The 26,000-nt window shown below is 71.9% G+C and carries 20 protein-coding genes and 1 pseudogene; 18 read left to right on the top strand and 3 right to left on the bottom strand.

Annotated elements, in window-relative coordinates; genetic code table 11:
• Positions 1-96 precede the first annotated feature (96 nt).
• From HQQ78_RS02670 to HQQ78_RS02655, 4 genes are read left to right on the top strand one after another with little or no spacing between them, the layout of a single operon-like run.
• Positions 97-933 (top strand): ABC transporter ATP-binding protein, encoded by an 837-nt coding sequence (locus HQQ78_RS02670; protein ID WP_159824824.1) that lies wholly within the window; start codon positions 97-99, stop codon positions 931-933.
• Complete coding sequence (locus tag HQQ78_RS02665) at positions 930-1,616, top strand: ABC transporter permease (RefSeq protein ID WP_123570197.1); 687 nt, start codon at positions 930-932, stop codon at positions 1,614-1,616. The genes HQQ78_RS02670 and HQQ78_RS02665 overlap by 4 nt, the downstream gene beginning before the upstream one ends.
• Positions 1,613-2,353 carry an ABC transporter permease gene (locus tag HQQ78_RS02660; protein ID WP_056045720.1) on the top strand — a complete coding sequence of 247 codons (741 nt, stop codon included), beginning with the start codon at positions 1,613-1,615 and terminating at the stop codon, positions 2,351-2,353. Before HQQ78_RS02665 ends, HQQ78_RS02660 begins: the two co-directional genes overlap by 4 nt.
• Positions 2,350-3,285 (top strand): ABC transporter substrate-binding protein, encoded by a 936-nt coding sequence (locus HQQ78_RS02655; RefSeq protein ID WP_277959322.1) that lies wholly within the window; start codon positions 2,350-2,352, stop codon positions 3,283-3,285. The genes HQQ78_RS02660 and HQQ78_RS02655 overlap by 4 nt, the downstream gene beginning before the upstream one ends.
• A gap of 90 nt (positions 3,286-3,375) precedes the next feature.
• On the opposite strand, the gene HQQ78_RS02650 is transcribed toward HQQ78_RS02655, so the two are convergent.
• Complete coding sequence (locus HQQ78_RS02650) at positions 3,376-4,044, bottom strand: DedA family protein (protein ID WP_173150958.1); 669 nt, start codon at positions 4,042-4,044, stop codon at positions 3,376-3,378.
• A gap of 143 nt (positions 4,045-4,187) precedes the next feature.
• On the opposite strand from HQQ78_RS02650, the gene HQQ78_RS02645 reads away from it, so the two are divergent.
• The 4 genes from HQQ78_RS02645 to cydC are packed head-to-tail and all read left to right on the top strand — an operon-like array spanning position 4,188 to position 10,080.
• Complete coding sequence (locus HQQ78_RS02645; RefSeq protein ID WP_123570195.1) at positions 4,188-5,600, top strand: cytochrome ubiquinol oxidase subunit I; 1,413 nt, start codon at positions 4,188-4,190, stop codon at positions 5,598-5,600.
• Between the two features lie 43 nt (positions 5,601-5,643).
• A complete protein-coding gene (gene cydB, locus HQQ78_RS02640; RefSeq protein WP_056045711.1) occupies positions 5,644-6,645 on the top strand; it encodes a cytochrome d ubiquinol oxidase subunit II in 1,002 nt (333 codons plus the stop codon).
• Positions 6,646-6,655: 10 nt separating this feature from the next.
• Positions 6,656-8,299: a thiol reductant ABC exporter subunit CydD gene (gene cydD, locus HQQ78_RS02635; RefSeq protein WP_173150957.1), complete on the top strand. Its 1,644-nt coding sequence runs from the start codon at positions 6,656-6,658 to the stop codon at positions 8,297-8,299.
• A complete protein-coding gene (gene cydC, locus HQQ78_RS02630) occupies positions 8,296-10,080 on the top strand; it encodes a thiol reductant ABC exporter subunit CydC (protein WP_173150956.1) in 1,785 nt (594 codons plus the stop codon). Before cydD ends, cydC begins: the two co-directional genes overlap by 4 nt.
• A 33-nt stretch (positions 10,081-10,113) precedes the next feature.
• Here the strand turns inward: cydC and HQQ78_RS02625 are convergent, their stop codons facing one another.
• Positions 10,114-10,941 (bottom strand): aminotransferase class IV, encoded by an 828-nt coding sequence (locus tag HQQ78_RS02625; protein ID WP_173150955.1) that lies wholly within the window; start codon positions 10,939-10,941, stop codon positions 10,114-10,116.
• Positions 10,942-10,973: 32 nt separating this feature from the next.
• On the opposite strand from HQQ78_RS02625, the gene HQQ78_RS02620 reads away from it, so the two are divergent.
• The 5 genes and pseudogenes from HQQ78_RS02620 to holA all read left to right on the top strand — a co-directional run bounded on the left by HQQ78_RS02620 (position 10,974) and on the right by holA (position 19,416).
• On the top strand, positions 10,974-12,398 hold the full coding sequence (locus HQQ78_RS02620) for an anthranilate synthase component I family protein (RefSeq protein WP_173150954.1): 1,425 nt from the start codon (positions 10,974-10,976) through the stop codon (positions 12,396-12,398).
• Positions 12,399-12,515: 117 nt separating this feature from the next.
• Positions 12,516-15,125, top strand: a complete 2,610-nt coding sequence (leuS, locus tag HQQ78_RS02615) for a leucine--tRNA ligase (protein ID WP_173150953.1) — start codon at positions 12,516-12,518, stop codon at positions 15,123-15,125.
• A gap of 104 nt (positions 15,126-15,229) precedes the next feature.
• Positions 15,230-15,934: a ComEA family DNA-binding protein gene (locus HQQ78_RS02610; RefSeq protein WP_173150952.1), complete on the top strand. Its 705-nt coding sequence runs from the start codon at positions 15,230-15,232 to the stop codon at positions 15,932-15,934.
• A gap of 353 nt (positions 15,935-16,287) precedes the next feature.
• Positions 16,288-17,721: pseudogene (locus tag HQQ78_RS16240) on the top strand (ComEC/Rec2 family competence protein); the annotation flags it as partial.
• A 660-nt stretch (positions 17,722-18,381) separates the two neighbouring features.
• Positions 18,382-19,416 carry a DNA polymerase III subunit delta gene (gene holA / locus HQQ78_RS15720; protein ID WP_056047549.1) on the top strand — a complete coding sequence of 345 codons (1,035 nt, stop codon included), beginning with the start codon at positions 18,382-18,384 and terminating at the stop codon, positions 19,414-19,416.
• Positions 19,417-19,533: 117 nt separating this feature from the next.
• On the opposite strand, the gene rpsT is transcribed toward holA, so the two are convergent.
• Entirely contained in the window at positions 19,534-19,794 is a 261-nt protein-coding gene (gene rpsT, locus HQQ78_RS15715; RefSeq protein WP_043596189.1) for a 30S ribosomal protein S20, read from the bottom strand.
• A gap of 243 nt (positions 19,795-20,037) precedes the next feature.
• On the opposite strand from rpsT, the gene HQQ78_RS02595 reads away from it, so the two are divergent.
• From HQQ78_RS02595 to hemW, 5 genes are all read left to right on the top strand, one after another.
• Positions 20,038-21,189, top strand: coding sequence for a pyridoxal phosphate-dependent aminotransferase (locus HQQ78_RS02595; RefSeq protein WP_173150950.1), 1,152 nt, complete (start codon positions 20,038-20,040; stop codon positions 21,187-21,189).
• A gap of 54 nt (positions 21,190-21,243) precedes the next feature.
• Positions 21,244-21,552: a DUF4190 domain-containing protein gene (locus HQQ78_RS02590; protein ID WP_173150949.1), complete on the top strand. Its 309-nt coding sequence runs from the start codon at positions 21,244-21,246 to the stop codon at positions 21,550-21,552.
• Positions 21,553-22,094: 542 nt separating this feature from the next.
• Positions 22,095-23,945 carry a translation elongation factor 4 gene (gene lepA, locus HQQ78_RS02585; RefSeq protein WP_056045691.1) on the top strand — a complete coding sequence of 617 codons (1,851 nt, stop codon included), beginning with the start codon at positions 22,095-22,097 and terminating at the stop codon, positions 23,943-23,945.
• Positions 23,946-23,950: 5 nt separating this feature from the next.
• Positions 23,951-24,724, top strand: coding sequence for a DUF1990 family protein (locus HQQ78_RS02580; RefSeq protein WP_216844145.1), 774 nt, complete (start codon positions 23,951-23,953; stop codon positions 24,722-24,724).
• Positions 24,725-24,726: 2 nt separating this feature from the next.
• Complete coding sequence (gene hemW / locus HQQ78_RS02575; RefSeq protein WP_173150948.1) at positions 24,727-25,953, top strand: radical SAM family heme chaperone HemW; 1,227 nt, start codon at positions 24,727-24,729, stop codon at positions 25,951-25,953.
• The last annotated feature ends 47 nt before the right edge of the window (positions 25,954-26,000 follow it).

Genomic DNA, 26,000 nt, shown 5'->3' with positions numbered 1-26,000 from the left:
GCCCCGGCGGGGTCGATGACGCTTCGTCGGGATCTGTGGTTGGGTGAACGCCCTGGCAAGTGTCGATTCGTGCTGCCCACGAGGAATGAGCCACCCATGATCGAGTTCCGTTCCGTGACGAAGCAGTACCCCGACGGCACCCTGGCGGTGGACGACTTCAGCCTGGTGATCCCGTCCCGGAAGACCACGGTCTTCGTCGGGTCGAGCGGCTGCGGCAAGACGACGATCCTGCGGATGATCAACCGCATGGTCGACCCGACCTCCGGTGTCATCGAGATCGACGGCAAGTCGATCGGCGACCTCGAGCCCGTCGGGCTCCGCCGCAGCATCGGCTACGTCATGCAGAACTCCGGTCTCCTTCCGCATCGCAAGGTCGTCGACAACATCGCGACCGTCCCCGTCCTCAAGGGCACGTCGAAGAAGGTCGCCCGTGACCGCGCCCTCGAGCTCATGGACACGGTCGGTCTCGATCGTGACCTGGCCCAGCGCTACCCGAGCCAGCTGTCCGGTGGGCAGCAACAGCGGGTCGGCGTGGCCCGTGGCCTCGCCGTCGACCCGAACATCCTGCTCATGGACGAGCCCTTCGGTGCCGTCGATCCGCTCGTCCGGTCCGACCTGCAGCAAGAGCTCATCCGGTTGCAGCGCGAACTCGACAAGACCGTCGTCTTCGTCACGCACGACATCGACGAGGCCTTCTACCTCGGCGACCAGGTCGTGATCCTCGAGAAGGGCGGCCAGATCGCCCAGCAGGGCAGCCCCTCCGAGATCCTCTCGGCACCCGCCACCGACTTCGTCGCCGAGTTCATCGGAGCCAACCGGGGCAAGCGTGCCCTCCACGTCGAGCAGACGCCGACCGGGCAGGTGGTGGTGGACGGCGACGGGCGCACCGCCGGGGTGCTGACCGAGTCGGTCCGAGGTGGGCAGGCGTCGTGAACTGGATCTGGTCCAACAGCGACTACATCCTCGACAAGACGATCGTGCACCTCGGCCTGAGCGTGCCGCCGGTCATCCTGGCGTTCGTCATCTCGCTGCCCATCGGCTGGTTCGCGAACCGGTACCGGGTGTCGAGGGGGATACTCACGGTCGCCGGTCTGTTCTACGCGATTCCGTCCTTGCCCCTCCTCATCGCCCTGCCGGTGGTCTTCGGCACCTCGCTGCGGAGTCCCGTCAACATCGTCATCGGCCTCACCCTCTACGGCATCGCCCTCATGGTCCGGTCGGTGGCCGACGCCCTCGCCGCCGTCGAGGCCGACGTCACGCAGTCGGCGACGGCCGTGGGCTACTCGTCCTGGCAACGGTTCTGGAGGGTCGAGTTCCCCCTGGCGGGTCCGGTCATGCTCGCCGGTCTGCGGGTCGTCGTGGTGAGCACGGTCAGCCTCGCCACGGTCGGAGGGGTGCTCGGCGTCAACGGTCTGGGACTCCTCTTCATCGACGGCTTCCAGCGCGACATCACCGCCGAGATCGTGGCGGGGATCGTGCTCACCATCGTCATGGCCCTCGTGCTGGACTTCCTGCTCGTGCTCCTCGGGCGGGTCCTCATGCCCTGGAGCCGCAAGGACGCCAAGATCAAGCCCGTCGCTCCCGTCCCGGCCCGCCAGAAGGTCGTGCTGCCGTGAACTTCTTCGTCGAGGCGTTCGCCTGGCTCGCGGACCCGATCCACTGGACGGGTGCCGACGGCATCCCCACGAGGCTGGGCCAGCACCTCTGGTACAGCGCCCTCTCGGTGGTGATCGCCTCGGTGATCGCCGTTCCCGTCGGGTACCTCATCGGACACACCGGCCGTGGTCGCTCGATCGCCGTCTCGATCTCGGGCGGCGCGCGTGCCCTGCCCTCCTTCGGCGTCATCACCCTGATCGCCCTGTCCGTCGGCATCGGCCTCACCGCGCCGATCATCTCGTTCGTCATCCTGGCGATCCCGTCGGTGCTCGCCGGTGCCTACTCGGGGTTCGAGGCCGTCGACCGCAAGACCGTCGACGCCGCACGGGCCGTCGGCATGACCGAGTGGCAGATCATGACGAAGGTCGAGATGCCCCTCGGCCTGCCCCTGTTGATCGGCGGCATCCGGTCCGCCGTCCTTCAGGTCGTCGCGACGGCGACCCTCGCCACCTTCGTCGGCGCGGGCGGTCTCGGCAGCTACATCATCACGGGCCTCCGGGCGAACGACTACCCGAAGATGCTGGCGGGCTCCATCCTCGTCATCGCCCTCGCGGTCGTCCTCGAGATCCTCTTCTCGATCGTCCAGCGCCTCGTCGTCCCCGCCGGGGTCACGGCCGGGCGCCCCACCGACATCCGCTCCAGGGCCGTCCGGCCCGGGGCGGTCACGGCAACACCCCTCACGAAAGGCACACAGTGATCACAGCGAACAAGAAAGGCCGGCTCACCGTTCTCGGCGCAGTCGCGATCGGGGCCATGGTGGCCCTGGCAGGGTGCGCGTCGAGCGACCCGCTGAGCTCCGGCGACTCGTCGGCGTCGAGCGACGGCGACACGCTCGTCATCGGCTCGCAGCAGTACTACTCGAACGAGATCATCGCCGAGCTGTACGCCCAGGCCCTCGAGGCCAAGGGCTACACGGTCGACCGTCAGTACCAGATCGGTCAGCGCGAGGTCTACCTGCCCGAGCTCGAGTCCGGCAAGATCGACGTCTTCCCCGAGTACACCGGCAACCTGTTGCAGTACTACGACAAAGACGAGACCGCCAAGTCGCCCGAAGAGGTCGAGACGGCCCTCGCCGCCGCGTTGCCCTCCGGTCTGACCGCGTTGAAGGCCGCCGCGGCGTCCGACCAGGACAGCTACAACGTGACGAAGGAGTTCTCCGAGGAGAACGACATCACGAGCCTGGCCGACCTCAAGGACTACTCCGGCACGCTGACGTTGGGTGCTCCGCCCGAGAACGCCGAACGTCCCTACGGCCCTCCCGGGTTGAAGAGCATCTACGGTGTCGACGTCACCTCGACGCCGATCGACGACGGCGGTGGCCCGTTGACGGTCAAGGCCCTGACCGACGGCAGCGTCCAGCTGGCCGACATCTACACGGCCAGCCCGTTGATCGCCGAGAACGACCTCGTCACCCTGGAAGACCCCGAGAACATGATCCTGCCGCAGAACGTGGTGCCGATCGTGTCCGACAAGGTCGACTCCGACGCGCAGGACGTCATCGACAGCGTCGACGAGGTCCTGAGCGCCTCCGACCTGCAGAAGCTCAACTCGAAGAGCCAGACCGACAAGGAGTCCTCGGCCACCATCGCCAAGGACTACCTGACCGAGAAGGGCCTGCTCGACAGCTAGGCCCCCTCGTCGAGAGCCCCGTTCCGTCCGCGGAACGGGGCTCTCCGTCGTCCGGGCCCCGCCCGGAGGGCGACCCCGAGGAGGCGCGGGTCAGGACGTCCCGTCGCCCGCGTCCCCGTCGGGGCGTGTCATGTGGCGCTCCTCGCGGTGGTGCAGGACCTTCTTCACGACGACGACCAGCAGGACGAACGCGACGATGATGCCGACGAAGACGTACCCGGCCTGGTGCAGTCGGTCCGCCAGCTCGCGGTAGCTGCCCGCGGCCGCCGCGCCGACGGAGACGTAGGCGAGGGCCCAGAGGAGGCAGGCGGGGGCCGTCCAGGTGAGGAACGTCCGGTAGCGCATCGGGCTCGCGCCCACCGTCAACGGGATGAGCGAGTGCAACACCGGCAGGAACCTCGAGACGAAGACGGCGATGCCGCCCCGTCGCGCGAGGTAGTTCTCGGCCCGGACCCAGTTCGCCTCGCCGAGGCGTCGTCCGAGCGCGCTCGCGCGGATCCTCGGTCCGAAGAACCGGCCGAGGGCGAACCCGATGCTCTCGCCCACCAGGGCGCCGAGGACGAGGGCGACCACGAGCGCACCGAACTCGAAGGGTGACCCCACCGCCGTGGCCGACACGATCGCCACCGTGTCGCCCGGCACGATCAGGCCGAGCAGCACCGACGTCTCGAGCACCATGGCGATGCCGGCCAGCACCGTCCTCAGCACGGGATCGACGGACTGCACCAGGTCGAGCAGGGTCGTCAGCACGTCGTTCACCCGCCCGAGCCTATTCACAGCGAGTGCACGGCGCCCGGGTGCCCTAAACGACAGGTGTCGTTCATCTCCAGATCTAGGCTCGACACGTCCCGACGGTGCGACGCACGACCACCACCACCATCCGAGGGAGAAGGCACATCCCGATGAACGAGCTGCTCGACCCGCTGCTGTTGTCCCGCTGGCAGTTCGGGCTCACCACGATCTACCACTTCCTGTTCGTGCCCCTCACGATCGGCATGGCCTTCACGGTGGCGGTCTTCCAGACGGCCTGGGTGCGCACCGGCCGCGTCCACTACCTGCAGCTGACCCAGTTCTTCGGCAAGATCTTCCTGATCAACTTCGCCATGGGCGTCGTGACCGGCATCGTCCAGGAGTTCCAGTTCGGCATGAACTGGTCCGACTACTCGCGGTTCGTCGGCGACGTGTTCGGCGCCCCGCTCGCGCTCGAGGGCCTGCTCGCGTTCTTCCTCGAGGCGACCTTCATCGGCATCTGGATCTTCGGCTGGGACAAGGTGCCGCCGAAGCTCCATCTGCTGAGCATCTGGGGTGCGACCGTCGGCAGCATCCTCTCGGCGTACTTCATCATCGCCGCGAACGCCTTCATGCAGAACCCGGTCGGCTACGACATCAACGAGGAGAAGGGGCGGGCCGAGCTCACGAGCATCTGGGAGGTGCTGACCAACAAGGTCGCCCTCGCCGCGTTCCCGCACACGATCTTCGCCTGCTTCATGGTCTCGGCCGCGGTCATCGTCGCCGTCGCCGCCTGGCACCTCTCGCGCAACCAGCACCTCGAGACGATGCGACCGGCCCTGCGGTTCGGTCTCTGGACGATGGTGGCCGCCGGCGCGCTCACCTTCATCACGGGCGACCAGCTGGGTCTCGCCATGGTCGAGACCCAGCCGATGAAGATGGCGGCCGCGGAGGCCCTGTACAAGACCAGCACCGGCGCCGACGCCTCGTTCTCGATCTTCACCCTGGGCACGCCCGACGGGGTGCACGAGCTCTTCAGCATCCGGGTGCCGTACCTGCTGTCGTTCCTGTCGACGCACACCTTCGACGGCACGGTCGAGGGCATCAACGACCTCCAGGCGCAGTACGTGCAGCTCTACGGTCCGGGGGACTACACCCCGATCATCTGGGTCACCTACTGGTCCTTCCGCTGGATGATGGGCCTCGGCATGGTCAGCGTGCTCGTCTCGCTCGTCGGCCTCTGGATCACCCGCAAGGGTCGCCTGCCGCAGAACAGGTGGGTCTGGCGGGCCGCGGTCTTCAGCTACCCGATGCCCCTCCTCGCCATGATCGTCGGCTGGGTCTTCACCGAGATGGGTCGACAGCCCTGGCTCGTCTTCGGGCTGCTGAAGACCGAGGACGGCGTCTCGCCGGGCGTCACCGGCCTGACGGTGCTCATCTCGCTCGTCGCCTTCACGCTGATCTACGGCACGCTCGCGGTCGTCGAGTTCAAGCTCATCGTCAGGGCCGCCCAGAAGGGGCCGGCCGACGCCCCCGAGCCCGACCCCGTGTCGGGCGAGATCCGCCACGAGGCGACGGTCTACTGATGCCCACCACCCCCACCGAACCGATGCGAGAAAGGCTCTGACCATGGACCTCCCCACCCTCTGGTTCGTGATCCTCGGGTTCTTCTTCGTCGGCTACTTCGTGCTCGACGGCTTCGACTTCGGGGTCGGCATGTCCCTGCCCTTCCTCGGTCGCGACGACACCGACCGGCGCGTGCTGATCAACACCATCGGTCCGGTCTGGGACCTCAACGAGACCTGGGTCATCGTCGCCGGTGCGTTCCTGTTCGCGGCCTTCCCCGAGTGGTACGCCACGCTGTTCAGCGGCTTCTACCTCCTGATGCTGCTCATCCTGCTGGCCCTGATCGCGCGGGGCGTCTCGTTCGAGTACCGCCACCAGCGTCCCGAGTCCTCGTGGAAGCGCCGCTTCGACCTCATGATCGTCGTCGGCTCGGCCGTGCCGGCGTTCGTCTGGGGGCTGGTGTTCGCCAACGTCGTGCAGGGCGTGCCGCTCGACGAGGGGCACAACTACACCGGGACGTTGGTCGACCTGTTGAACCCCTACGCCCTGCTGGGCGGTCTCACGACCCTGCTCCTCTTCTTCACGCACGGCGTCGTGTTCGTCACGCTCAAGACCGAGGGGGCGATCCGTGACCGGGCCCGGCGCCTGGCCACCCGCGCGGGGCTCGTGACGATCGTCGTCGCGGCGTCCTTCCTGGTCCTGACCTCGCTGATGCACGGGACCCTCGCCTCGGTGGTCCTCTCGGCCGGGGCCGCCGTCAGCCTGATCGCCTCGTTCGTCGCGAACCTGCGCGGTCGCGAGGGCCGGTCCTTCGGCCTCATGGCCCTCACGATCGCCCTGGCGGTGTCGAGCCTGTTCGCCGCGCTCTTCCCCTGGGTGATGCCGGCGAGCAACGATCCGGCGAACGGTCTCACGATCGCCAACGCGTCGAGCTCGACCTACACCCTGACGATCATGAGCTGGGTGGCCCTCGTCTTCGTCCCGCTCATCCTCGGATACCAGGGCTTCACCTACTGGATCTTCCGCAAGCGGATCACCCGGGCGACCATCCCGGCCGCGCACTGAGGCGACGTCCGTGAAGCCGCTCGACCCGCGCCTCCTGCGCTACGCCTCCGCCGCCCGGGTGTTCCTGGGGCTCGGTGCCGTGCTCGGCCTCGCGCAGACCCTCGCGATCGTCGCCGTGGCCTGGTTCACCACGACGGCCGTGGTCCAGGTCGTCGACGGGCGCGTCTCCGGTCTCTCGACCACCCTGCTGGGGCTCGGAGTCTCGGTGGCGGCACGATCGCTCGTCGCCTGGGCCCTCGAGGTGACGGCCGCGCGGGCCGCGGCGCAGGTCAAGAGCCAGCTGCGGGCCCGGGTCGTCCGCGCGGTCGCCGACCGGGGGCGCGCCTGGGTCGACCGCCACTCCTCGGCGCGCGTCGCGACGCTCGTCGGCCCCGGGCTCGACGCCCTCGACGAGTACTTCGCGCGCTACCTGCCGCAGCTGGTGCTGACGGCCCTGGCGACGCCGCTGCTGATCGTCGTCATGGCGCTCCACGACTGGTTGTCGGCCCTGATCGTCGTGCTGACCCTGCCGTTGATCCCCGTCTTCATGGTCCTGATCGGGTGGACCACGCGGGCCGCCCAGACCCGGCAGTGGGACCGCCTGACGCACCTCGCCTCGTCGTTCGCCGACGCCGTGGGCGGGGCGTCGACGCTCAAGGCCTTCGGTCGCGAGCGGCGCCAGGTCGAGCGGATCGGTCGCATCACCGACGACTACCGGGTCGAGACGGTCACGGTGCTGCGCGTGTCGTTCCTCAGCGGCTTCGTGCTCGAGCTCGCGGCGTCGCTGTCCGTCGCACTCGTCGCCGTGTCCATCGGCATCCGGCTCGTCGAGGGGTCGCTGGGGCTGACCGCCGGGCTGTTCGTGCTGTTGCTCACCCCCGAGGCCTACCTGCCCCTGCGCCAGGTGGGAGCCAACTACCATGCCGCGGCCGACGGGGTCGCGGCGGCGGACGACGTCTTCGAGCTGCTGGACGACGAGGACGGCGACGTCACGCCCCGGTCGTCCCGGGCGACGACCGACGCCGATCCGGCCGCGGCCCTCCCCGAGGCCGACGCGCTCGTCGTCGACCGGGTGTCGGTCGGCCGAGGAGGCGCGGTGCGGCTGGCCGAGACCTCATTCGTCGCCGAGACGGGTCGCGTCACCGCGGTCGTCGGCCCGAGCGGTGCCGGGAAGTCCACCGTGCTCGACGCCGTGCTGGGGCTCGAGCCGTGCGAGGGACGCGCCGTCTGGCGCTCGTCGGGCCGCGCGCCCGCCCGCCACGAGATCGCCTGGTCGGGCCAGTCCGCCCAGTTGTCGTCCGGCACCGTCGCCGAGAACGTCGGCCTCGGCGACGAGGACGGGCCCGACACCGAGGCGGTCGTCCGCGCCCTCGACCTGGCCGGCGCGGCCGGCCTCGACCCGGCCCTCGTGCTCGGGGCCGGCGGCGAGGGGCTGTCCGGCGGCCAGGCGCAGCGGGTGTCGGTGGCCCGGGCGCTGTACCGGCTCGACCGCGTCGGGGCGCGCCTCCTGCTGGTCGACGAGCCCTCGTCCGCCCTCGACCGGGTCACCGAGGCCCGGGTCGTCGAGGGCCTCCGTCGCATCGCGGCCACGGGCGTCGCCGTGGTCGTCGTCACGCACCGCCGCGCCGTGAGCGACGCGGCCGACGTCGTCGTCCCGATCGGAGGCCCCTCGTGACCCGCTCGTTGCTCCGCACGGCTCAGCCCGCCGGGCGCCGCGCCGCCCCCGGCCTGGTCTTCGGGTCGCTGAGCGCCCTCTCGGCGGTGGCCTTGCTCGCGGCGTCGGCGTACCTGATCACGCGGGCCGCCGAGCAGCCGCCGATCCTCTACCTCTCGCTCGCCGTCGTGGGCGTCCGCGCGTTCGCCCTGACCCGCGCGGTCTTCCGCTACCTCGAACGGCTGTCGAGCCACGACGCGGCCTTCCGTCAGCTGGCCGTGGTCCGCACCGAGCTCTACCGCCGACTGATCCGCGTGGCCCCGGCGGGTCTCGGCCGCACCGATCGCGGCGACCTGCTGGCGCGCGTCGTCGGCGACGTCGACGCCCTGCAGGACCTTCCCCTCCGGGTCGTGCAGCCGCTCGTGGTGTCGGGCCTGACCTCGGTCGTCGCGGTGGTCGGCGTCGCCCTCGTGTCGCCGATGGCGGCGCTCGTCCTGGCAGGCGCACTCGTCGTCGCGTTCGTCGTCGGCTGCGTCGCCGCGGACCGGCTCGCCCGCCGCAGTGAACGCACCCTCGCCGACCGGCGGGGGGCGCTCTCGGCCGCCGTCGTCGACCTCGTGCAGAACCTCGACGTGCTCGTCGCGTTCGAGGCGGTGGACCGTCAGCTCGCCCGGGTCGCTCGACTCGACGACGACCTGCGCCGCGCCTCCTCGCGTCGGGCCCTGACCGGGGGCGTGGTCGCCGCCGTGCTCTCGGCGCTGTCGGGTGCCGCCGTGCTCGCGACGATCCCCGTCGTGGCGCCCGACGTCGCCTCGGGCGGGCTGACCGGTCCCGCGTTCGCGCTGGTCGCCCTCGTGCCCCTCGCCGTCTTCGAGGTCGTCGGTGCCGTCCCCACGGCCGTGCTGGCCTGGCGTCGCGTGCGGGCGAGCGGTGACCGCGTCGACTCGGCGGTGCCGGTCGACGTGCCGGCCGGCGTCGTCGACGACGACCACGTGTCCGGCGAGGCGGACGTCACCGCCTCCGACCCTCTCCGAGCCCACGGGCCCGCCGTGCCGGCCTCCGTGCCCGCGCTTCGCCTGCGAGGGGTCTCGGCGACCTGGCCGGGGGCGGCGGGCCCCGCGCTCCGCGGCGTCGACCTCGACGTGGCCGTCGGCGACCGCCTCGTGGTCGAGGGGCCGAGCGGCGCCGGCAAGACCACGCTGGCGTGGGTGCTGGCCCGCTTCGTCGAGCACACGGGTCGCTACGAGGTCGGGGGAGTCGACACGGCGATCCTCGCCCCGGCCGCCGTCCGGGCCACGGTCGGCCTGATCGAGCAGACGCCCTACCTCTTCGACGAGTCCCTGCGGCAGAACCTGCTCTTCGCCCGCGACACGGCCACCGACGACGACCTGCTCGCGGTCCTGGACCGCGTCGGGCTGGGCCGTTGGGCCGCCGAGCGCGGCGGGCTCGACGCACCGGTGGGCGAGCGCGGCGTCCTCGTCTCGGGCGGTCAGGCCCAGCGCATCTCGCTCGCGCGTGCCCTCCTGCGGGGGTTCCCGGTGCTCGTGCTCGACGAGCCGACGGCCGGACTCGACGCCGAGACCTCCCGTCGGCTCGTGCACGACGTCCTGACCACCGCCCGCGACGACGGCTCGACGGTCGTCGTGATCTCGCACGTCGAGGTGCCGGCCGAGCTGGTGACGCGGCGCGTGCGCCTCGAGGCGGGCCGCCTCGGCGAGGTCGAGGTCGGGGTCGAGGTCGGGTCCGAGGTCGGGTCCGAGGTCGGGTCCGACGTCACGCCCGACGACGGGGCCGGCGCCTGACGCGTCGAGGCACCGATCGCGTCCCGGTGGGGGTCAGCCGTCGACCGGTCGTCGCAGGCGGTCGAGTCGGCCGCGCCAGAGCGCCAGGCGCCCCGGCTCCTCGGCGGGTGCGGGGCCGTCGATCCAGCCGGTGACGATGCGGATGCCGTGCAGTGCGCCGAGGCTCCAGACCTCGAACCCGTCGAGCTCGTCCGGCCGGGTGCGGTCGTGCAGCACGTCGACGCCGAGGACGGCGGCCAGCGTCGTCAGGCTGCGGACCGTGACGCCCGGGAGGCGCGGCAGGTCGTCCGACGGGAGGCAGAGGGCGTCCCCGCGCCACCAGACGATCGAGCTCCAGGCGCCTTCGACGACGTGCCCCTCGGGCGAGAGCAGCACGGCCTCGCCGGCCCCTCGGGACCGCACCTCGGAGACGAGCGAGCCGAGGGCGGCGAGGTCGGGCCCCTTGACCGTCGGTCGTGTGCGGGGGTCCCGGTCGGCCGTGGCGAGGACGAGCGAGCGGTGACGCGGGGGAGCGGGACGGAGGCGCAGCCGCAGCCGTGCCCGGTCGCCGTCCTCGGCTCCGTCGCCCGCGACGAGCTCGACGCGGGGGAACCAGGCTCCCGCCCGGGGGAGGACCGCGAGGGCCGCCGTCCAGAACGCCGACACCTCGTCCGCGTCGGGCGCCCCGGGCACCTCGGCGACCGACCCGGCGAAGCGGTCGCGGTGCACGTCGAGCGCCAGCACCGAGCCGTCGTCGACCAGCCACGAGTCCGCCACGAGGAGGCGCGGGTCGGCGTCCGCCGCCCCTCCGCCCCCGCGCGTCGCCAGCTCGTCGCCCTGCCAGACGTGCAGCACGTCACCACCCGGCCGCTCGCCACTCATCGGGTCGGGTCTCCGCTCATAGGATCAAGGGTATGCGTCCCGCGGTCGTCCGTTCCTCCCTGCCGTGGCGCGACCCCGAGGCCGTCGTCCGGCACCTGGCCGCGACCGGCGACGTGGTCTGGCGCGACGCCGGGGTGGGCGCCGTGCGGGGCCGCTCGGTCGTCGGGTGGGGTCGGGCCGCGACGGGCGACGTCCGCGACGGCGGCGCCGACCGGCTCTGGCAGGCGGTGCGTGACGACCTGGTCGACGTCGAGCCCGACAGCCATCCGCTCGGCTGGGCCGGCTGGCTCGGCTACGGCTTCGGCTGCCGGCTGCTCGACCGCGACGCCACCGAGGGGCACCGGCGGGCAGCCACCGCCTCCACCGTCGCCGCCGACGGAGACCCCGCCGACCTCGCCCTGCTCGACGTCGACCGTGCCCTGGTCTTCGACCACGCCGCACGCTCGGTCGAGGCCGTCGCGCGGGCCGGCGACCCGTGGGCGTCCTCCCTGGTCGAGACCTGGGCCGACGTGCCGCCCGAGCCTCCGGTGCCCGGGCCGACCCGCGCCTCCTCGGGGGGCACCGCCCCGCCCACCGCCCGCTGGCGGCACCGCCCCGACGAGTACCTCGACCTGATCGAGGGGTGTCGGCGGGCCATCGCGGCCGGCGAGGCGTACCAGCTCTGCCTGACCACGGCCGTCGACGTCGTGGGGCCGGTGGACGCGCTCGAGGCCTTCGCGCGCCTCCGTCGGTCCTCGCCGGCGCCGCACGCGTCGTTCGTGCGCATCGGCGACGTGGCCGTCGTCGGGGCGTCGCCCGAGTCGTTCGTCGAGGTGACGGCCGACGGCCGGGTGTCGTCGGCGCCGATCAAGGGCACGCGACGCCGCGGGTCGGGCGCCGACGACACGGTGCTCGCGCGCGAGCTCGTCGAGAGCGAGAAGGAGCGCGCCGAGAACGTCATGATCGTCGACCTGGTCCGCAACGACCTCGCCCGGGTGGCCCTGCTCGGCACGGTCGAGGTGTCCGAGCTGCTCGCCGTCCACTCGTACGAGCACGTCCACCAGCTCGTCAGCACGGTGCGGGCCCGTCTCGGGGCGGGGTGCACCGCGGCCGACGTCGTCGAGGCGGCCTTCCCCGCCGGGTCCATGACCGGTGCCCCGAAGCGACGGGCCGTCGAACTGCTCGCCGACCTCGAAGGAGCGCCCCGGGGGGTCTACTCGGGTGCGACCGGCTGGCTCGGGCGCGACGGCTCGGCGAGCCTGGCGATGACCATCCGCTCGATCGTCGTGCACGGGGCCCGGGCGGCGGGTGCGGGACGGCCCGCGCGACCGGCGGGTGCTCGCGTCGGGGTGGGCGGCGGCATCACCATCTCGTCGGTGCCGGTCGACGAACGCGACGAGGTCGAGCTCAAGGCGGCGGCCCTGCTCGCCGTGCTCGGCGTCCGTGACGCCGACAGGGCCCTGGTCCGCATGTCGTGACGGCGCGTGCCGTTCGGTAGCCTTGGCGAGGATCGCCGAGCCCGGCGCACGTCGCCGTGCCCTCGCACGGACGGTCCGCCCCCACCGCACCGACTGCCAGCAGTGAATGAGAGCCCCGTGGCACACGAGCACGACACGACCGCGACCGACGCCTCCTCGGCCATCCCGACCCACGACGGCGTGCCCGAACGCGAGTACGACGTCGCCCGCCTGCAAGAGAAGTGGCAGGCCCGGTGGGACGCCGAGCAGCCGTTCGTCGTCGACCCCGACGACAAGCGGCCGCGCAAGTACATCCTCGACATGTTCCCCTACCCCTCGGGCGACCTGCACATGGGCCACGCCGAGCAGTACGCCCTCGGCGACATGGTGACGCGCTACTGGCGCCAGCAGGGCTTCAACGTGCTGCACCCGATCGGCTGGGACAGCTTCGGGCTCCCCGCCGAGAACGCGGCCATCAAGCGCGGCGTCGACCCCCGCGAGTGGACCTACGCGAACATCGCGCAGCAGAAGCAGAGCATGAAGCTCTACGCCCCGTCGTTCGACTGGAGCCGGGTGCTGCACACGAGCGATCCCGAGTACTACAAGTGGAACCAGTGGCTGTTCCTCGAGATGTACAAGAAGGGCCTGGCCTACCGCAAGGACAGCTGGGTCAACTGGGACCCGGTGGACCAGACCGTGCTCGCCAACGAGCAGGTGCTGCCCGACGGCACCAGCGACCGGTCGGGTGCCGTCGTGGTCAAGAAGAAGCTGACGCAGTGGTACTTCAAGATCACCGACTACGCCGACCGCCTGCTCGACGACCTCAACCAGCTCGAGGGCCGGTGGCCGACCAAGGTGCTCAACATGCAGCGCAACTGGATCGGCCGCTCGATCGGTGCCGACGTCCACTTCGCCATCGAGGGCCGTGACGAGAAGGTCACGGTCTTCACCACGCGTCCCGACACCCTCTACGGCGCGACGTTCATGGTCGTCGCGCCCGACTCCGACCTCGCGGCCGAACTCGTCGCCGACGCGACGGACGACGTCAAGGCGACCTTCGCCGAGTACCTCGTCGAGGTGCAGAAGGCGACCGAGATCGAGCGCCAGTCGAGCGAGCGCCCCAAGACCGGCGTGCCGCTCGGCCGGGTCGCGGTCAACCCGCTCACGGGCGACCCGATGCCGGTCTGGGCCGCCGACTACGTGCTGGCCGACTACGGCCACGGCGCGGTCATGGCCGTGCCCGCGCACGACCAGCGCGACCTCGACTTCGCCCGCAAGTACGACCTCCCGGTGCGCGTCGTGGTCGACACGAACGCGCCCGTCACGGGCGTGATCCCCAAGCTCGAGCTCGACGAGGACGGCCAGGCGATCCTGCCGGACGACCTGCCCGACCTGAACCCCCGCGAGACGGGCGTGGCCCTGACCGGCGACGGCCGACTGATGAACTCGGGCGCCCTGACCGGCCTCAGCAAGTCGAACGCGATCAAGCGCGTCGTCGAACTGCTCGAGGCGTCCGGTGACGGCGGGGCGGCCAAGACCTATCGTCTGCGCGACTGGCTGATCTCGCGCCAGCGCTTCTGGGGCACGCCCATCCCGATCGTGCACGGCGCCGACGGCGTCGAGGTGCCGGTGCCCTACGACGAGCTGCCGGTCCGACTGCCGTCGACCGAGGGCCTCGACCTCAAGCCGAAGGGCAGCTCGCCGCTCGGCGCGGCCGAGGACTGGGTGAACGTGCCCGACCCGCGCGACGGGTCGCCCGCGCGTCGCGACGCCGACACGATGGACACCTTCGTCGACAGCTCGTGGTACTTCCTGCGGTTCCTCGATCCCACCGACGCCGACCGGGCCTTCGACCCGGCCCAGGCCAGCAGGTGGGCGCCGGTCGACCAGTACGTCGGGGGCGTCGAGCACGCCATCCTGCACCTGCTCTACGCGCGCTTCATCACCAAGGTGCTCTTCGACCTCGGCCACGTCGACTTCACCGAGCCCTTCAGCGCGCTGCTGAACCAGGGCATGGTGCTGCAGGACGGCGCCAAGATGAGCAAGAGCAAGGGCAACGTCGTCAGTCTCTCCGACGAGATCGAGAAGCACGGCGTCGACGCCATCCGCCTGACGATGGCCTTCGCCGGCCCGCCCGAGGACGACATCGACTGGGCCGACGTCTCGCCCGCCGGTTCGGCCAAGTTCCTGGCCCGGGCGTTCCGTCTCGCGAGCGACGTCGACAGCTCGCGCGACGTGGTGTGGGCCGACGGCGACCAGGCCCTGCGCCGGGTCACCCACCGGTTCCTCGCCGAGGCCCCGGGGCTGAGCGAGGCGTTCAAGTACAACGTCGTCGTCGCTCGCCTGATGGAGCTCACCAACGCCGTCCGCAAGGCGATCGACTCGGGTCCCGGCGCGTCCGACCCGGCGGTGCGCGAGGCGACCGAGACCGTCGCGCTGGGGCTGTCGCTGTTCGCTCCCTACACGGCTTCCGAGATGTGGGAGAAGCTCGGCTACGACGGCGGTGCCCTCGCCACGTACGGCTGGCGGAAGGCCGACCCGACGCTGCTCGTCGAGACGAGCGTCACCGCGGTCGTCCAGGTCAACGGCAAGGTGCGCGACCGGCTCGAGGTGTCGCCCAAGATCGCCTCCGACGAGCTCGAGGCGCTGGCCCGCGACTCGGCGGCCGTGCAGCGCGCGATCGGCGACAAGCAGATCGTCAACGTCATCGTGCGGGCGCCGCGCCTGGTGAACATCGCGGTGAAGTAGGTCACTCGGGGCGTCTCGTCCCCACCCGTCGACGGCCGCCCTGGCTCCCCAGGGCGGCCGTCGTCGTCCGCGCGGGCGGACGCCCGCTCGTACCGTGACGGGTCATGACCGTCAGTTTCCGTACCGCCGTCGACCCGTCCGAGCCGGGTGGTCCGCGGTGGCGCGTGGGGGTCGGGGCGGTCGTCGTCCTCCTCTTCGTGGTGCTGGCGGTGAGCGTCGCCGTGTCGGCCTTCGCCACCCGAGGAGGCGCGGCGGACGAGCTCGTGACCGTCGAGCCGGGCACCGGGGCCGAGGCCGGGGCAGGGGCCGGCACCGCACCTCCCGGGGGTGCCTCGGTCGTCTTCGTGCACGTGCACGGCCGGGTGGCGGCGCCCGGCCTGTACGAACTGCCGCACGGCGCCCGCGTCGTCGACGTGGTCGCGGCGGCCGGCGGCTTCACGGACGAGGCCGACCAGGCGGCGGTCAACCTCGCGCGGGTGCTCGTCGACGGCGAACAGCTGCGGGTGCCGGCCGTCGGTGAGACCGCGGACGACGGGGTGGCGGGTGGTGGTGACGCGGCGGCGGGTGGACCGGCCGCGGGGGGAACGGCGACCGGTGGCGGGACGGGGGCCGGTGGCGGGACGGTCGACCTCAACCTCGCGGACGACGCCGCGTTGCAGACGCTGCCCGGGGTGGGGCCGGCGACCGCGGCGGCGATCCTGTCCTGGCGTGACGAGAACGGCCGCTTCCGCAGCGTCGACGACCTGCTGGGGGTGCCGGGCATCGGTCCGAAGACGCTCGAGGCACTGCGCGAGCGGGTGCGGGTGTGACGCCCGGTCGCGTCCTCGACCTGCGGCTCGGGGTGCCGGTGGCCGTGGCGTGGGTCGGGCTCGCCGTGGGTTCGACCCGGCCGGGGCTGTCGCCCGTCGTGGCCGCCGTCGCCCTCGTCGTCTGCGTCGTCGCGGTCGGGCTCGTGCTCGTGGCGCGGGTGGGCGCCCTCGCCGCCGGGCAGGTCCTGCTGGTGGTGGCCCTGAGTGCCGGGGCGTGTGCCGGGCTCACGGGCCAGGCGGCGGTGCGCGACGACCGCCGTCACCCGTCGGGGCTCACAACGTCGGTGGGGCACGCGGTCACCGTCGAGGGGCGCCTGCTCGACCGGGTCGAGGCGCGGTCCGACGTCCTGACGATGTCGGTCGACCGACTCGACGTCGGCGCGGGGACCGTGGCCCTCGGGGACCGCGTCCCGGTGCGGGTGTTCGGGGCGCGCCTCGACGGTCGCCGGTCGGCCGAGATCGGGGCCCGGGTGTCGGCCCGGCTCGTCCTGGGCCCGGTGAGGTACGGCGAGTCGGTCGCGTTCGAGGGGCGGGCGGTCGAGCCGCTCGGCGTCCGCGCCGAGCCCGGGCGGGCGTCGGCCTGGTCGAACGGGCTCCGCTCGGCCTTCCGTGCCGTGGCCGCAGACCTGCCGGGTGACGGCGGGGCCCTGCTGCCCGGGCTCGCGATCGGCGAGACGTCGGGGGTGCCCGACGACCTCGACGACGTCATGACGCAGGCGTCGCTCAGCCACCTGACGGCCGTGTCGGGCTCGAACTGCGCCGTGCTGGTCGCACTCGTGGTGCTCGTCGGGTCGGTGCTGAGGGTCCCGCGGTTGCTGCGACTCGCGATGGCCGTCGTCGTGTTGGTGGCGTTCGTCGTGCTCGTCACGCCCGAGCCGAGCATCGTCCGGGCCACCGTCATGGCGGTGCTCGTCCTCGTGCACCTCGCCGTGGCCCGGCCGATCGCCGGTGTGCCCGTGATCGCGCTGGCGGTCGCCGGGCTGCTGTTCGCGGACCCGTGGTTGGCCCGCGACCTCGCCTTCGTCCTGTCGGTCCTCGCGACGTCGGGGCTCGTCGTGCTCGGAGGGCCGCTGACCGCCCTGCTGGCGCGCCTCGTGCCCGAACCCGTGGCGGCGGCCCTCGCCGTCCCCACGGCCGCGCAGCTCGCCTGCCAGCCCGTGCTGCTCGCCCTCGAACCGAGCATCGCCCTGCACGGCGTCGCCGCGAACGTGCTGGCCGGCCCGGCGGCTCCGGTGGCGACCGTGGGTGGGCTCGTCGTCTGCGTGCTCGCGCCCTGGGCGCCCGCGACCGCCGCGGCCGTCGCGTGGGCCTCGTGGCTGCCGTCGTCCTGGGTCGCGGCCGTCGCCCGGTCGGCGTCGACCTGGCCGGGCACGCGACTCGGGTGGGACGCCTCGGCGCTCGGCGTCGCCTCCCTGGTCGGCGTGACGGCCCTCGTCGTGGTCGCCGTGGTGGCCCGGGCCCGCGGCCGCCTGCGGGCCGTCGCGACGACGCTGCTGGTGGGCGTGCTGGTGGCCACCGTCGGGGTGGTGGGCGGGCGCACCGTGGTGACCCGCGCCTCCGTTCCCGACGACTGGGTCGTCGCCCAGTGCGACGTGGGGCAGGGCGACGCCGTGCTCGTCCGCAGCGCGCGGGCCGTCGCCCTGATCGACGTGGGTGACGACGAGGCCGCCGTCGACCGCTGCCTCTCGACGTTCGGCGTGCGCCACGTCGACCTGCTCGTGCTCACCCACTTCGACCGTGACCACGTCGGGGCGATCGGCTCGGTCGTCGGCCGGGTCGGCACGGCCCTCGTCGGGCCCGTGGGGCGCTCGGACGACGCCGAGGTCGTGACCGCCCTGCGCGGCGGTGGCGCCGAGGTCCAGGAGGCGCGGGTCGGCACCCGGGGGCGCCTCGGCGACCACACGTGGCGGCTCCTCTGGCCGCCCTCCGCGACCCCGGCGGGCAACGACGCCAGCCTGGTGGTGCGCCTCGACCCGGGCGGGTCCTGCCGGGTCGGCTGCCTCTCCCTGCTGGCCCTCGGCGATCTCGGTGAGACCGCCCAACGCCGTCTGGCCTCGTCACCCGACGGCGACGAGGGGCTCGGACGGGTCGACGTCCTGAAGGTGTCGCACCACGGGTCGGCGGACCAGCACGCCGAGTTGTACGAGCGGGTGTCGGCCCGCGTCGGCCTGGTGGGCGTGGGGGCCGACAACTCCTACGGGCACCCGACCGACGTCGCGCTCGACCTGGTCCGGGACGGCGGGGGAGTCGTGGTCCGCAGCGACGAGGCCGGTCAGGCCGCCGTCACGCCCGTCGGCCGTGACGGCGGCGACGTCGGCCTGCGGATCTGGCGGGAGCACGCGGGGTCCGCGGGTCGAGATCGCGCGTCCGACACGTCGGTGGCGTCCTCTAGCATCGGAGGAGGCGCGGCGGGCCCCGCGTCCGTGGGACGACGTCCGAGAGGCAGCATGGCAGCGCGAGCGAGTGGCAAGACGGCGAAGAAGGCCTCGGTCGCGATCGACCAGGTCGGGTGGGACAAGATCCGTCCCGCGGCCGTGGTGCTGGTGAGCGGGCCCGAGCAGTTCCTCGCCGACCGTGCCTCCCGCCAGCTGCGCGACCAGCTCGTCGCCGAAGACCCCAGCCTCGAGGTGCACGACCTCGAGGCCGACCATTACCAACCCGGCGAGCTCGTGACGCTGGCGAGCCCGTCGCTCTTCGCCGAGCCACGTCTCATCCGCGTCTCGAACGTCGAGAAGTGCACCGACGCCTTCCTCACCGAGACCCTGCGCTACCTCGACACGCCCGCCGACGACACGACCCTCGTCTTGCGCCATGGGGGCGGGGTCCGCGGCAAGAAGCTGCTCGACGCCGTCCGGGGCGGCACCGGCGGCGGCCTCGAGGTCGTGTGCGCCGAGCTCAAGAAAGACACCGAGAAGCTCGAGTTCGCGGCCGCCGAGTTCGCCGCCGAACGGCGTCGCATCTCGCAGGGGGCCCTCCGGGCGCTCGTGACGGCCTTCAACGACGACCTGGCCGAGCTCGCCAGTGCGTGCCAGCAGCTGATCAGCGACGCCGCGGCCGAGATCACCGAGGCCACGGTCGAGAAGTACTACTCGGGTCGGGTCGAGACCAACGCCTTCAAGGTGGCCGACGCGGCCATCGCGGGTCAGCAGGGCGAGGCTCTGGTCCTGCTCCGCCACGCGTTGTCGACCGGGGCCGATCCCGTGCCCGTGGTGGCGGCCTTCGCGATGAAGATCCGCACCATGGCCAAGGTGCAGGGCTCCTACGGTGGCTCGGGTCAGCTCGCCTCGCGCTTCGGACTCGCCCCGTGGCAGGTCGAACGGGCACAACGAGATCTCCGTGGCTGGACCGAGGACGGGCTGGGCCGGTGCATCGAGCTGCTCGCCGAGACCGACGCGGCCGTCAAGGGCGCCGAGCGCGATCCGGTGTACGCGCTCGAGCGGATGGTGACCATGATCTCGACGCGCGGTTCGCTGCTGTCGTGAGTCGCGCCTCCTGACCGTCCGGTCGCCTGTCCTGCGGGCGAACGGGGACGACGAAGGCCCCGTCTCGATCGAGACGGGGCCTTCGTCGTCGAGCCCGGGGGCTCGGGGGAGGGGAGCCTAGAGGGCGCCGACCTGCTTCGCGATGGACGACTTGCGGTTCGCGGCCTGGTTCTGGTGGATGACGCCCTTGCTGGCGGCCTTGTCGAGCTTCTTCGACGCGAGGAGCAGAGCCGAGGTGGCCTTGTCCTTGTCGCCGGCGGCGATGGCCTCGCGGGTGGCGCGGACGGCGGTCTTGAGCTCGCTCTTGACGGCGCGGTTGCGGTCCTGGGCCTTCTTGTTGGTGCCGATGCGCTTGATCTGCGACTTGATGTTTGCCACGTGAACTACTTTCTGGATTCTGAGTATCGGACGATGTGCGCCAGCCGAGCGTCCGACCGACGTGAATCGATCGACCCGGTGCTGCCGCCGGTGATGGCCACCGGAGCGGCTCTCGGCTGCGATCGCGTTCCGCCACTGCAGACGTAACGCGCAAGCCAACAGGCAACGTTACCAGCAGCGAGCCCGACTCTCAACGAACGTCGACCGGTCGGCGTGCCGTGTCGTGCGGGGTACCGTGCCATCATGCCTCAGCTCGCACCCCACATGGCCACCGTGCCCGCTTCCGGAATCCGTCGGGTCTACGAGCTCGCGGCGCAGCTCGACGGCGTCGACATGCTCGTGGTGGGCGAACCCGACGTGCCCGTCGCCCGCCACATCGCCGACGCCGCACGCCGCGCCTGGGCTGACGACCGCACCGACTACACGCCGAACGGCGGCATCCCGGCCCTGCGCGAGGCGCTCGTGGACAAACTCGCCCGGGAGAACGACGTGCACGTGGACCTCGAGCAGGTCTGGGTCACCGTCGGGGGGACGCAGGCCCTGCACCAGACGATGGGACTGCTGCTCGCGGCCGGTGACGAGGTGCTGGTGCCGGACCCCGGTTACACGACGTTCACGATGAACGCCCACATGCTCGACGCCGTGCCCGTGCCCTACACGTTGGCCCCCGAGCTCGGCTTCCACCCCGACCTCGACGAACTCGAGAACCTCGTCGGCGACCGCACCCGTGCCCTCATCGTGAACAGCCCGTCGAACCCGCTCGGCGTCGTCTATCCGGAGGAGACGCTGCGGCGCCTGCTGGACTTCGCCCGCCGGCACGACCTCTGGGTCATCAGCGACGAGGTCTACGAGTACTTCACCTACGGGCCGAAGCACGTCAGCCTGGCGTCGCTCGACGGCGACGACCGGGTGTTCAGCGTCTTCTCGATGAGCAAGACCTACGCCATGACGGGCGTGCGGGTCGGCTACCTCGTGACGCCCAAGGGCCTCGCGGAGACGATGCGCACGGTCCAGGAGGCGGCCATCAGCTGCGTCGCCGAGCCCGACCAGCACGCCGCCCTCGCCGCCGTCGTGGGGGACCACCAGCCAGTGGCCGACGCCCGCGAGCACTATCGGAGCAACCTCGACCTCGCCACGACGCTGCTCGACGAGCGGGGCATCCGGTACCTCGAGCCCACCGGCGCCTTCTACCTCTGGATCGACGTCAGCCACGCGTCGCAGGGCGACGTGGCGGCGTGGGCCGAGAGGTTCCTGCTGTCGGAGCGCGTCGCGGTCGCGCCGGGCAGTGCGTTCGGCCGGAGCGGCGAGGGGTGGATCCGCGTCTGCCTCGCGTCGTCACCCGAGGTGATCACCCGGGGGCTCGGCAAACTGCCGGCGCCGGGCGACCCCCGCTGAGATCCGGGGGTCAGCCCCCTGGGGTCGACGCGAGGGGCTTCCTAGGCTCGGAGCATGACGAACCAACCCGTACACACGACCTTCTCCGCCTCCAGCACCGGCGTCCGTTCGCCCCTCGCCGTCTGGAGCCTCGTCCTCGGCCTCGCCTCGATCGGCTTCGGCTTCACCTTCGTCGTCCCGATCGCCGGCCTCGTCCTCGGCATCCTGTCCCGCCGCCGTGAGCCCGAGGGTCGCACCATGGCGCTCGTCGGCATCGTCTCGTCCGCCGTCATGCTCGTGGGCACGCTGATCGCCCTGGCGATCGGCCTCGCCGTCGTCGGGGGTGCCGGCGTCCTCGCGCTCCTTCCGGGCACCGCCGCCTGACCCTCGGCCCAGCAGTCCCGCCCGGCGGTCCCGCCCGGCGGTCCGGCTCGCGCCTCCCGCGCCCGCGTTCCGGCTCGCGCCTCCCGCGCCCGCGCTCATCTCGCGGTCCGGCTCGCGCCTCCCGCGCTCGCGCTCGTCCCGCGCTCATCCCGCGGTCCGGCTCGCGTCGGCCGCGTCGGCAACTCCTGCCTGCCGTCGCACGCCCGTCGCGACGCCGGGGAGTCCGACCGGCCGAGCGGCACCGGCCAGGAGTTGCCCGCACCGCCCCGCTGGCTCGCATCCCCCTCTGACCCACCCGCCGACCGGCCCACCCGCTCGCCCGCCCCGCGGCGTCCCGCGCGGACGTCATCCGGTGCGGCCACGGTGTCGGCAACTCCTGCCTGCCGTCACGGCACGAGCCGTCGACCGGGGGAGGCGCGGTGCCGGTCGCGACACCGGGCAGGAGTTGCCGACGTACGGCCCCGCGCGGGCCGACGCCCGATCCGTCGCCCGGGCGTGGGAGAATCGTGCGGTACCCCCGCCCACCACCCCCAGAGGATCGTGTGAGTCCCCAAGCAACCCGCGCACTCGAGCCGGCGTCGACCGAGCCCGAGTCCCTCCGCAACTTCTGCATCATCGCGCACATCGACCATGGCAAGTCGACCCTCGCCGACCGCATGCTCGGCATCACCGGCGTGGTCGAGTCGCGTGCGATGCGTGCCCAGTACCTCGACCGCATGGACATCGAGCGCGAGCGCGGCATCACGATCAAGAGCCAGGCGGTGCGCATGCCGTGGGAGCGCAACGGCGAGACCTTCGCGCTCAACATGATCGACACCCCCGGCCACGTGGACTTCAGCTACGAGGTCTCCCGCTCGCTGGCCGCGTGCGAGGGGGCGATCCTGTTGGTCGACGCCGCCCAGGGCATCGAGGCGCAGACCCTGGCGAACCTCTACCTGGCGCTCGAGAACGACCTCGAGATCATCCCGGTGCTCAACAAGATCGACCTCCCGGCGGCCGACCCCGACAAGTACGCCGCCGAGCTGGCGGGCCTGATCGGCGGCGACCCCGCCGACGTGCTGCGGGTCAGCGGCAAGACCGGAATGGGCGTCGAAGAGCTCCTCGACCGCGTCGTCGACCGCATCCCCTCGCCCGTCGGCGTCAAGGACGCACCGCCCCGCGCGATGATCTTCGACTCGGTCTACGACAGCTACCGCGGCGTCGTGACGTACATCCGCATGATCGACGGCACCCTGCACCCTCGCGAGAAGGTGCAGATGATGTCGACGAAGTCGACCCACGACATCCTCGAGATCGGCGTCTCGTCACCCGAGCCCGTCCCGAGCCAGGGGCTGTCGGTCGGCGAGGTCGGCTACCTCATCACCGGCGTGAAGGACGTCCGCCTCTCGAAGGTGGGCGACACCGTCACGACGTCGGCCAAGCCCGCGACCGAGGCCCTGAGCGGGTACACCGAACCGCTGCCGATGGTCTTCTCGGGGCTCTACCCGATCGACGGCAGCGACTACCCCCTCCTCCGCGAGGCCCTCGACAAGCTCAAGCTGTCCGACGCCGCGCTGGTCTACGAGCCCGAGACCTCGGTGGCCCTCGGCTTCGGCTTCCGCTGTGGGTTCCTCGGCCTGCTCCACCTCGAGATCGTCACCGAACGACTCGACCGCGAGTTCGGCCTCGACCTCATCACGACGGCCCCGAGCGTCATCTACGAGGTCACCACCGAAGACAAGAAGACCGTCACGGTCACCAACCCGAGCGAGTTCCCGGGCGGCAAGATCGCGAGCGTCAGCGAGCCCATGGTCAAGGCGGGCATCCTCGCTCCCAAGGACTACGTCGGCGTGATCATGGAGCTCTGCCAGCAGCGCCGCGGCACCCTGCTGGGCATGGAGTACCTCGGCGAGGACCGGGTCGAGATCCGTTACGCGATGCCCCTCGGCGAGATCGTGTTCGACTTCTTCGACAGCCTCAAGTCGAAGACGGCGGGCTACGCCAGCCTCGACTACGAGCCCATCGGCGATCAAGAGGCCGACCTGGTCAAGGTCGACATCCTGTTGCAGGGTGAGCAGGTCGACGCCTTCAGCGCCATCGTGCACCGCGACAAGGCCTACGCCTACGGGGTGCTCATGACGGGCCGCCTGCGCGAACTCATCCCGAGGCAGCAGTTCGAGGTCCCCATCCAGGCCGCCATCGGTGCCCGGATCATCGCCCGCGAGAGCATCCGGGCGATGCGCAAGGACGTCCTGGCCAAGTGCTACGGCGGCGACATCTCGCGCAAGCGCAAACTCCTCGAGAAGCAGAAAGAGGGCAAGAAGCGCATGAAGACCATCGGTCGGGTCGACGTGCCCCAAGAGGCCTTCATCGCCGCCCTCAGCGGCGACGTCGAGAAGAAAGACAAGAAGTAGGGTCCATGCGTCGAGCCACCCACACCGAGACCCGCGCGACCTACGGCGAGGTCGGGGCGACGCAGGCCCCCGACCTCATGCAGTACCCGCCGAAGGGGTTCAAGCCGGCCGAGTACCGGGCCCGCGTCGGTCACGGCGACGCCCGCTTCGCCGCGGCCTGGATCGCCACCATGACCTGGCAGATCCAGGAGCGCAGCGGCATCCGCGTCCGGGTCGACAGCGTGCCGCCGGCCGACGAGAGCGAGTACACGCCCGTCCAGTTCGACGAGCACGGGCAACCGGTCGACGCCGCCGAGTGGGCGACCGCGCGTGACGAGTCGCGCTACTCGCCCGACGGCACGCCCTTCCTCACGGCGGGCACGACGGCCACGCTCAGCATCGAGGCCTACGGGCGCACGGTCGAGGCCCCGGTGCGCGTCGTCTACGTGATCGACGAACCGAAGCGCAAGGGTTTCGCGTACGGAACCCTCGACGGCCACCCCGAGAGCGGCGAGGAGTCCTGGATCGTCGACCAGACCGACGACGGTTCGGTCTGGCTCTCCATCCGGTCGTTCTCGAAGCCGTCGAGCGCGAAGTGGCGTCTCGTGGCACCGTTCCTGCGGCGCACGCAGGCGCAGTACACGAAGCGGTACCTGCGGGCACTGAGCCTCAACGAGAAGGGCGAACAGACCGACGAGGTCGTCGTCGTCGAGGACACCGAGGCCGGCGTCGGCGACCCCCGCGGTGACGAGCGCCCCCCGACCGGCCCGCGCGGCGACGCCGCGGGAACCGGCGCCTGACGGTGCCCGGAGCCCTTCCCCTCGGCGATCCCGCCCCCGTCGACGGACGCCTGCCCGAGACCGTCGCCGTCGGCGCGGACGACCGCAACTTCGGGGTCTACCTGCACGTCCCGTTCTGCCGCGTGCGCTGCGGGTACTGCGACTTCAACACCTACACGGGCGACGAGCTGCGAGGCGCTCGTCGCGACGACTACGCCGGGCAGGCCGTCACCGAGATCGAGCTCGGGGGCCGGGTGCTGCGCGAGGCGGGCCTCCCGCCGCGCCGCGCCTCCTCGGTGTTCTTCGGCGGGGGCACCCCGACGATGCTGCCCTCGGGCGACCTCACGTCGATGCTCCACGCGATGGTCGACACCTGGGGTCTCGAGCCCGGCGCCGAGGTGACGACCGAGGCGAACCCCGACTCGGTCGACGCCGCGTACCTGCAGCAGCTCGCCGACGCCGGCTTCACGCGCGTCAGCTTCGGCATGCAGTCGGCCGTCCCGAGCGTGCTCGCCACCCTCGAGCGCACGCACGACCCCGAGCGCATCCCGTTCGTGGTGCGCTGGGCCCGTGACGCCGGGCTCGACGTCAGCCTCGACCTCATCTACGGCACGCCCGGCGAGACCCTCGACGACTGGAGGCGTTCCCTGGACGTCGCCCTCGAGCAGGAGCCCGACCACCTCTCCGCGTACTCGCTGATCGTCGAGGACGGCACGAAGCTCGCCCGCCAGATCAAGCGGGGCGAGGTCCCGATGCCCGACGACGACACCGCGGCCGACATGTACGAGATCGCGGACGACCGGCTCGCCGGCGCGGGCTACGACTGGTACGAGGTCAGCAACTGGTCGCGTGGCGTCGAGCACCGTTCCCGCCACAACCTGGCGTACTGGCAGGGCCACGACTGGTGGGGCGTCGGCCCGGGCGCGCACAGTCACGTCGGTGGCGTCCGCTGGTGGAACGTCAAGCACCCCGCCGCCTACCAGCAGCGCATGGCCGCGGGCGAGTCGCCGGCCGCCGGGCGCGAGACCCTCGACGACGAGACCCGTCGGGTCGAGCGCGTCCTGCTCGGGGTGCGCATCCGCGAGGGGCTGCCCACCTCCGAGCTCGACGACGACGGACGCCGGGCCGTCGGTGGCCTCATCGCCGACGGCTGGGTCGAGGGGCGTCCGGCCCTGCGGGGTCGTGTCGTGCTCACGCGCGAGGGGCGGCTCATGGCCGACGCCGTCGTGCGGCGTCTGCTGCCCGACTGAGCGTCCCGATCGTGCTGATCGCCGCGGCGCCCCGCGGTGGCGACCAG

Origin of the sequence: Frigoribacterium sp. VKM Ac-2859 (genome assembly GCF_013204925.1) — a bacterium.
Taxonomy (GTDB): domain Bacteria; phylum Actinomycetota; class Actinomycetes; order Actinomycetales; family Microbacteriaceae; genus Frigoribacterium.
The sequence above is the reverse complement of the archived record's forward strand: the minus strand, read 5'-3'. Positions and strand labels throughout refer to the sequence as shown.

Coding starts and splice junctions, on each gene's coding strand:
- HQQ78_RS02590 (WP_173150949.1), top strand. CDS start 21,244: ATGACGAACCAACCCGTACACACGACCTTCTCCGCCTCCAGCACCGGC.
- HQQ78_RS02610 (WP_173150952.1), top strand. CDS start 15,230: ATGACCGTCAGTTTCCGTACCGCCGTCGACCCGTCCGAGCCGGGTGGT.
- HQQ78_RS02625 (WP_173150955.1), bottom strand. CDS start 10,941: ATGAGTGGCGAGCGGCCGGGTGGTGACGTGCTGCACGTCTGGCAGGGC.
- HQQ78_RS02580 (WP_216844145.1), top strand. CDS start 23,951: ATGCGTCGAGCCACCCACACCGAGACCCGCGCGACCTACGGCGAGGTC.
- HQQ78_RS02620 (WP_173150954.1), top strand. CDS start 10,974: ATGCGTCCCGCGGTCGTCCGTTCCTCCCTGCCGTGGCGCGACCCCGAG.
- cydB (WP_056045711.1), top strand. CDS start 5,644: ATGGACCTCCCCACCCTCTGGTTCGTGATCCTCGGGTTCTTCTTCGTC.
- holA (WP_056047549.1), top strand. CDS start 18,382: ATGGCAGCGCGAGCGAGTGGCAAGACGGCGAAGAAGGCCTCGGTCGCG.
- HQQ78_RS02595 (WP_173150950.1), top strand. CDS start 20,038: ATGCCTCAGCTCGCACCCCACATGGCCACCGTGCCCGCTTCCGGAATC.
- HQQ78_RS02670 (WP_159824824.1), top strand. CDS start 97: ATGATCGAGTTCCGTTCCGTGACGAAGCAGTACCCCGACGGCACCCTG.
- HQQ78_RS02645 (WP_123570195.1), top strand. CDS start 4,188: ATGAACGAGCTGCTCGACCCGCTGCTGTTGTCCCGCTGGCAGTTCGGG.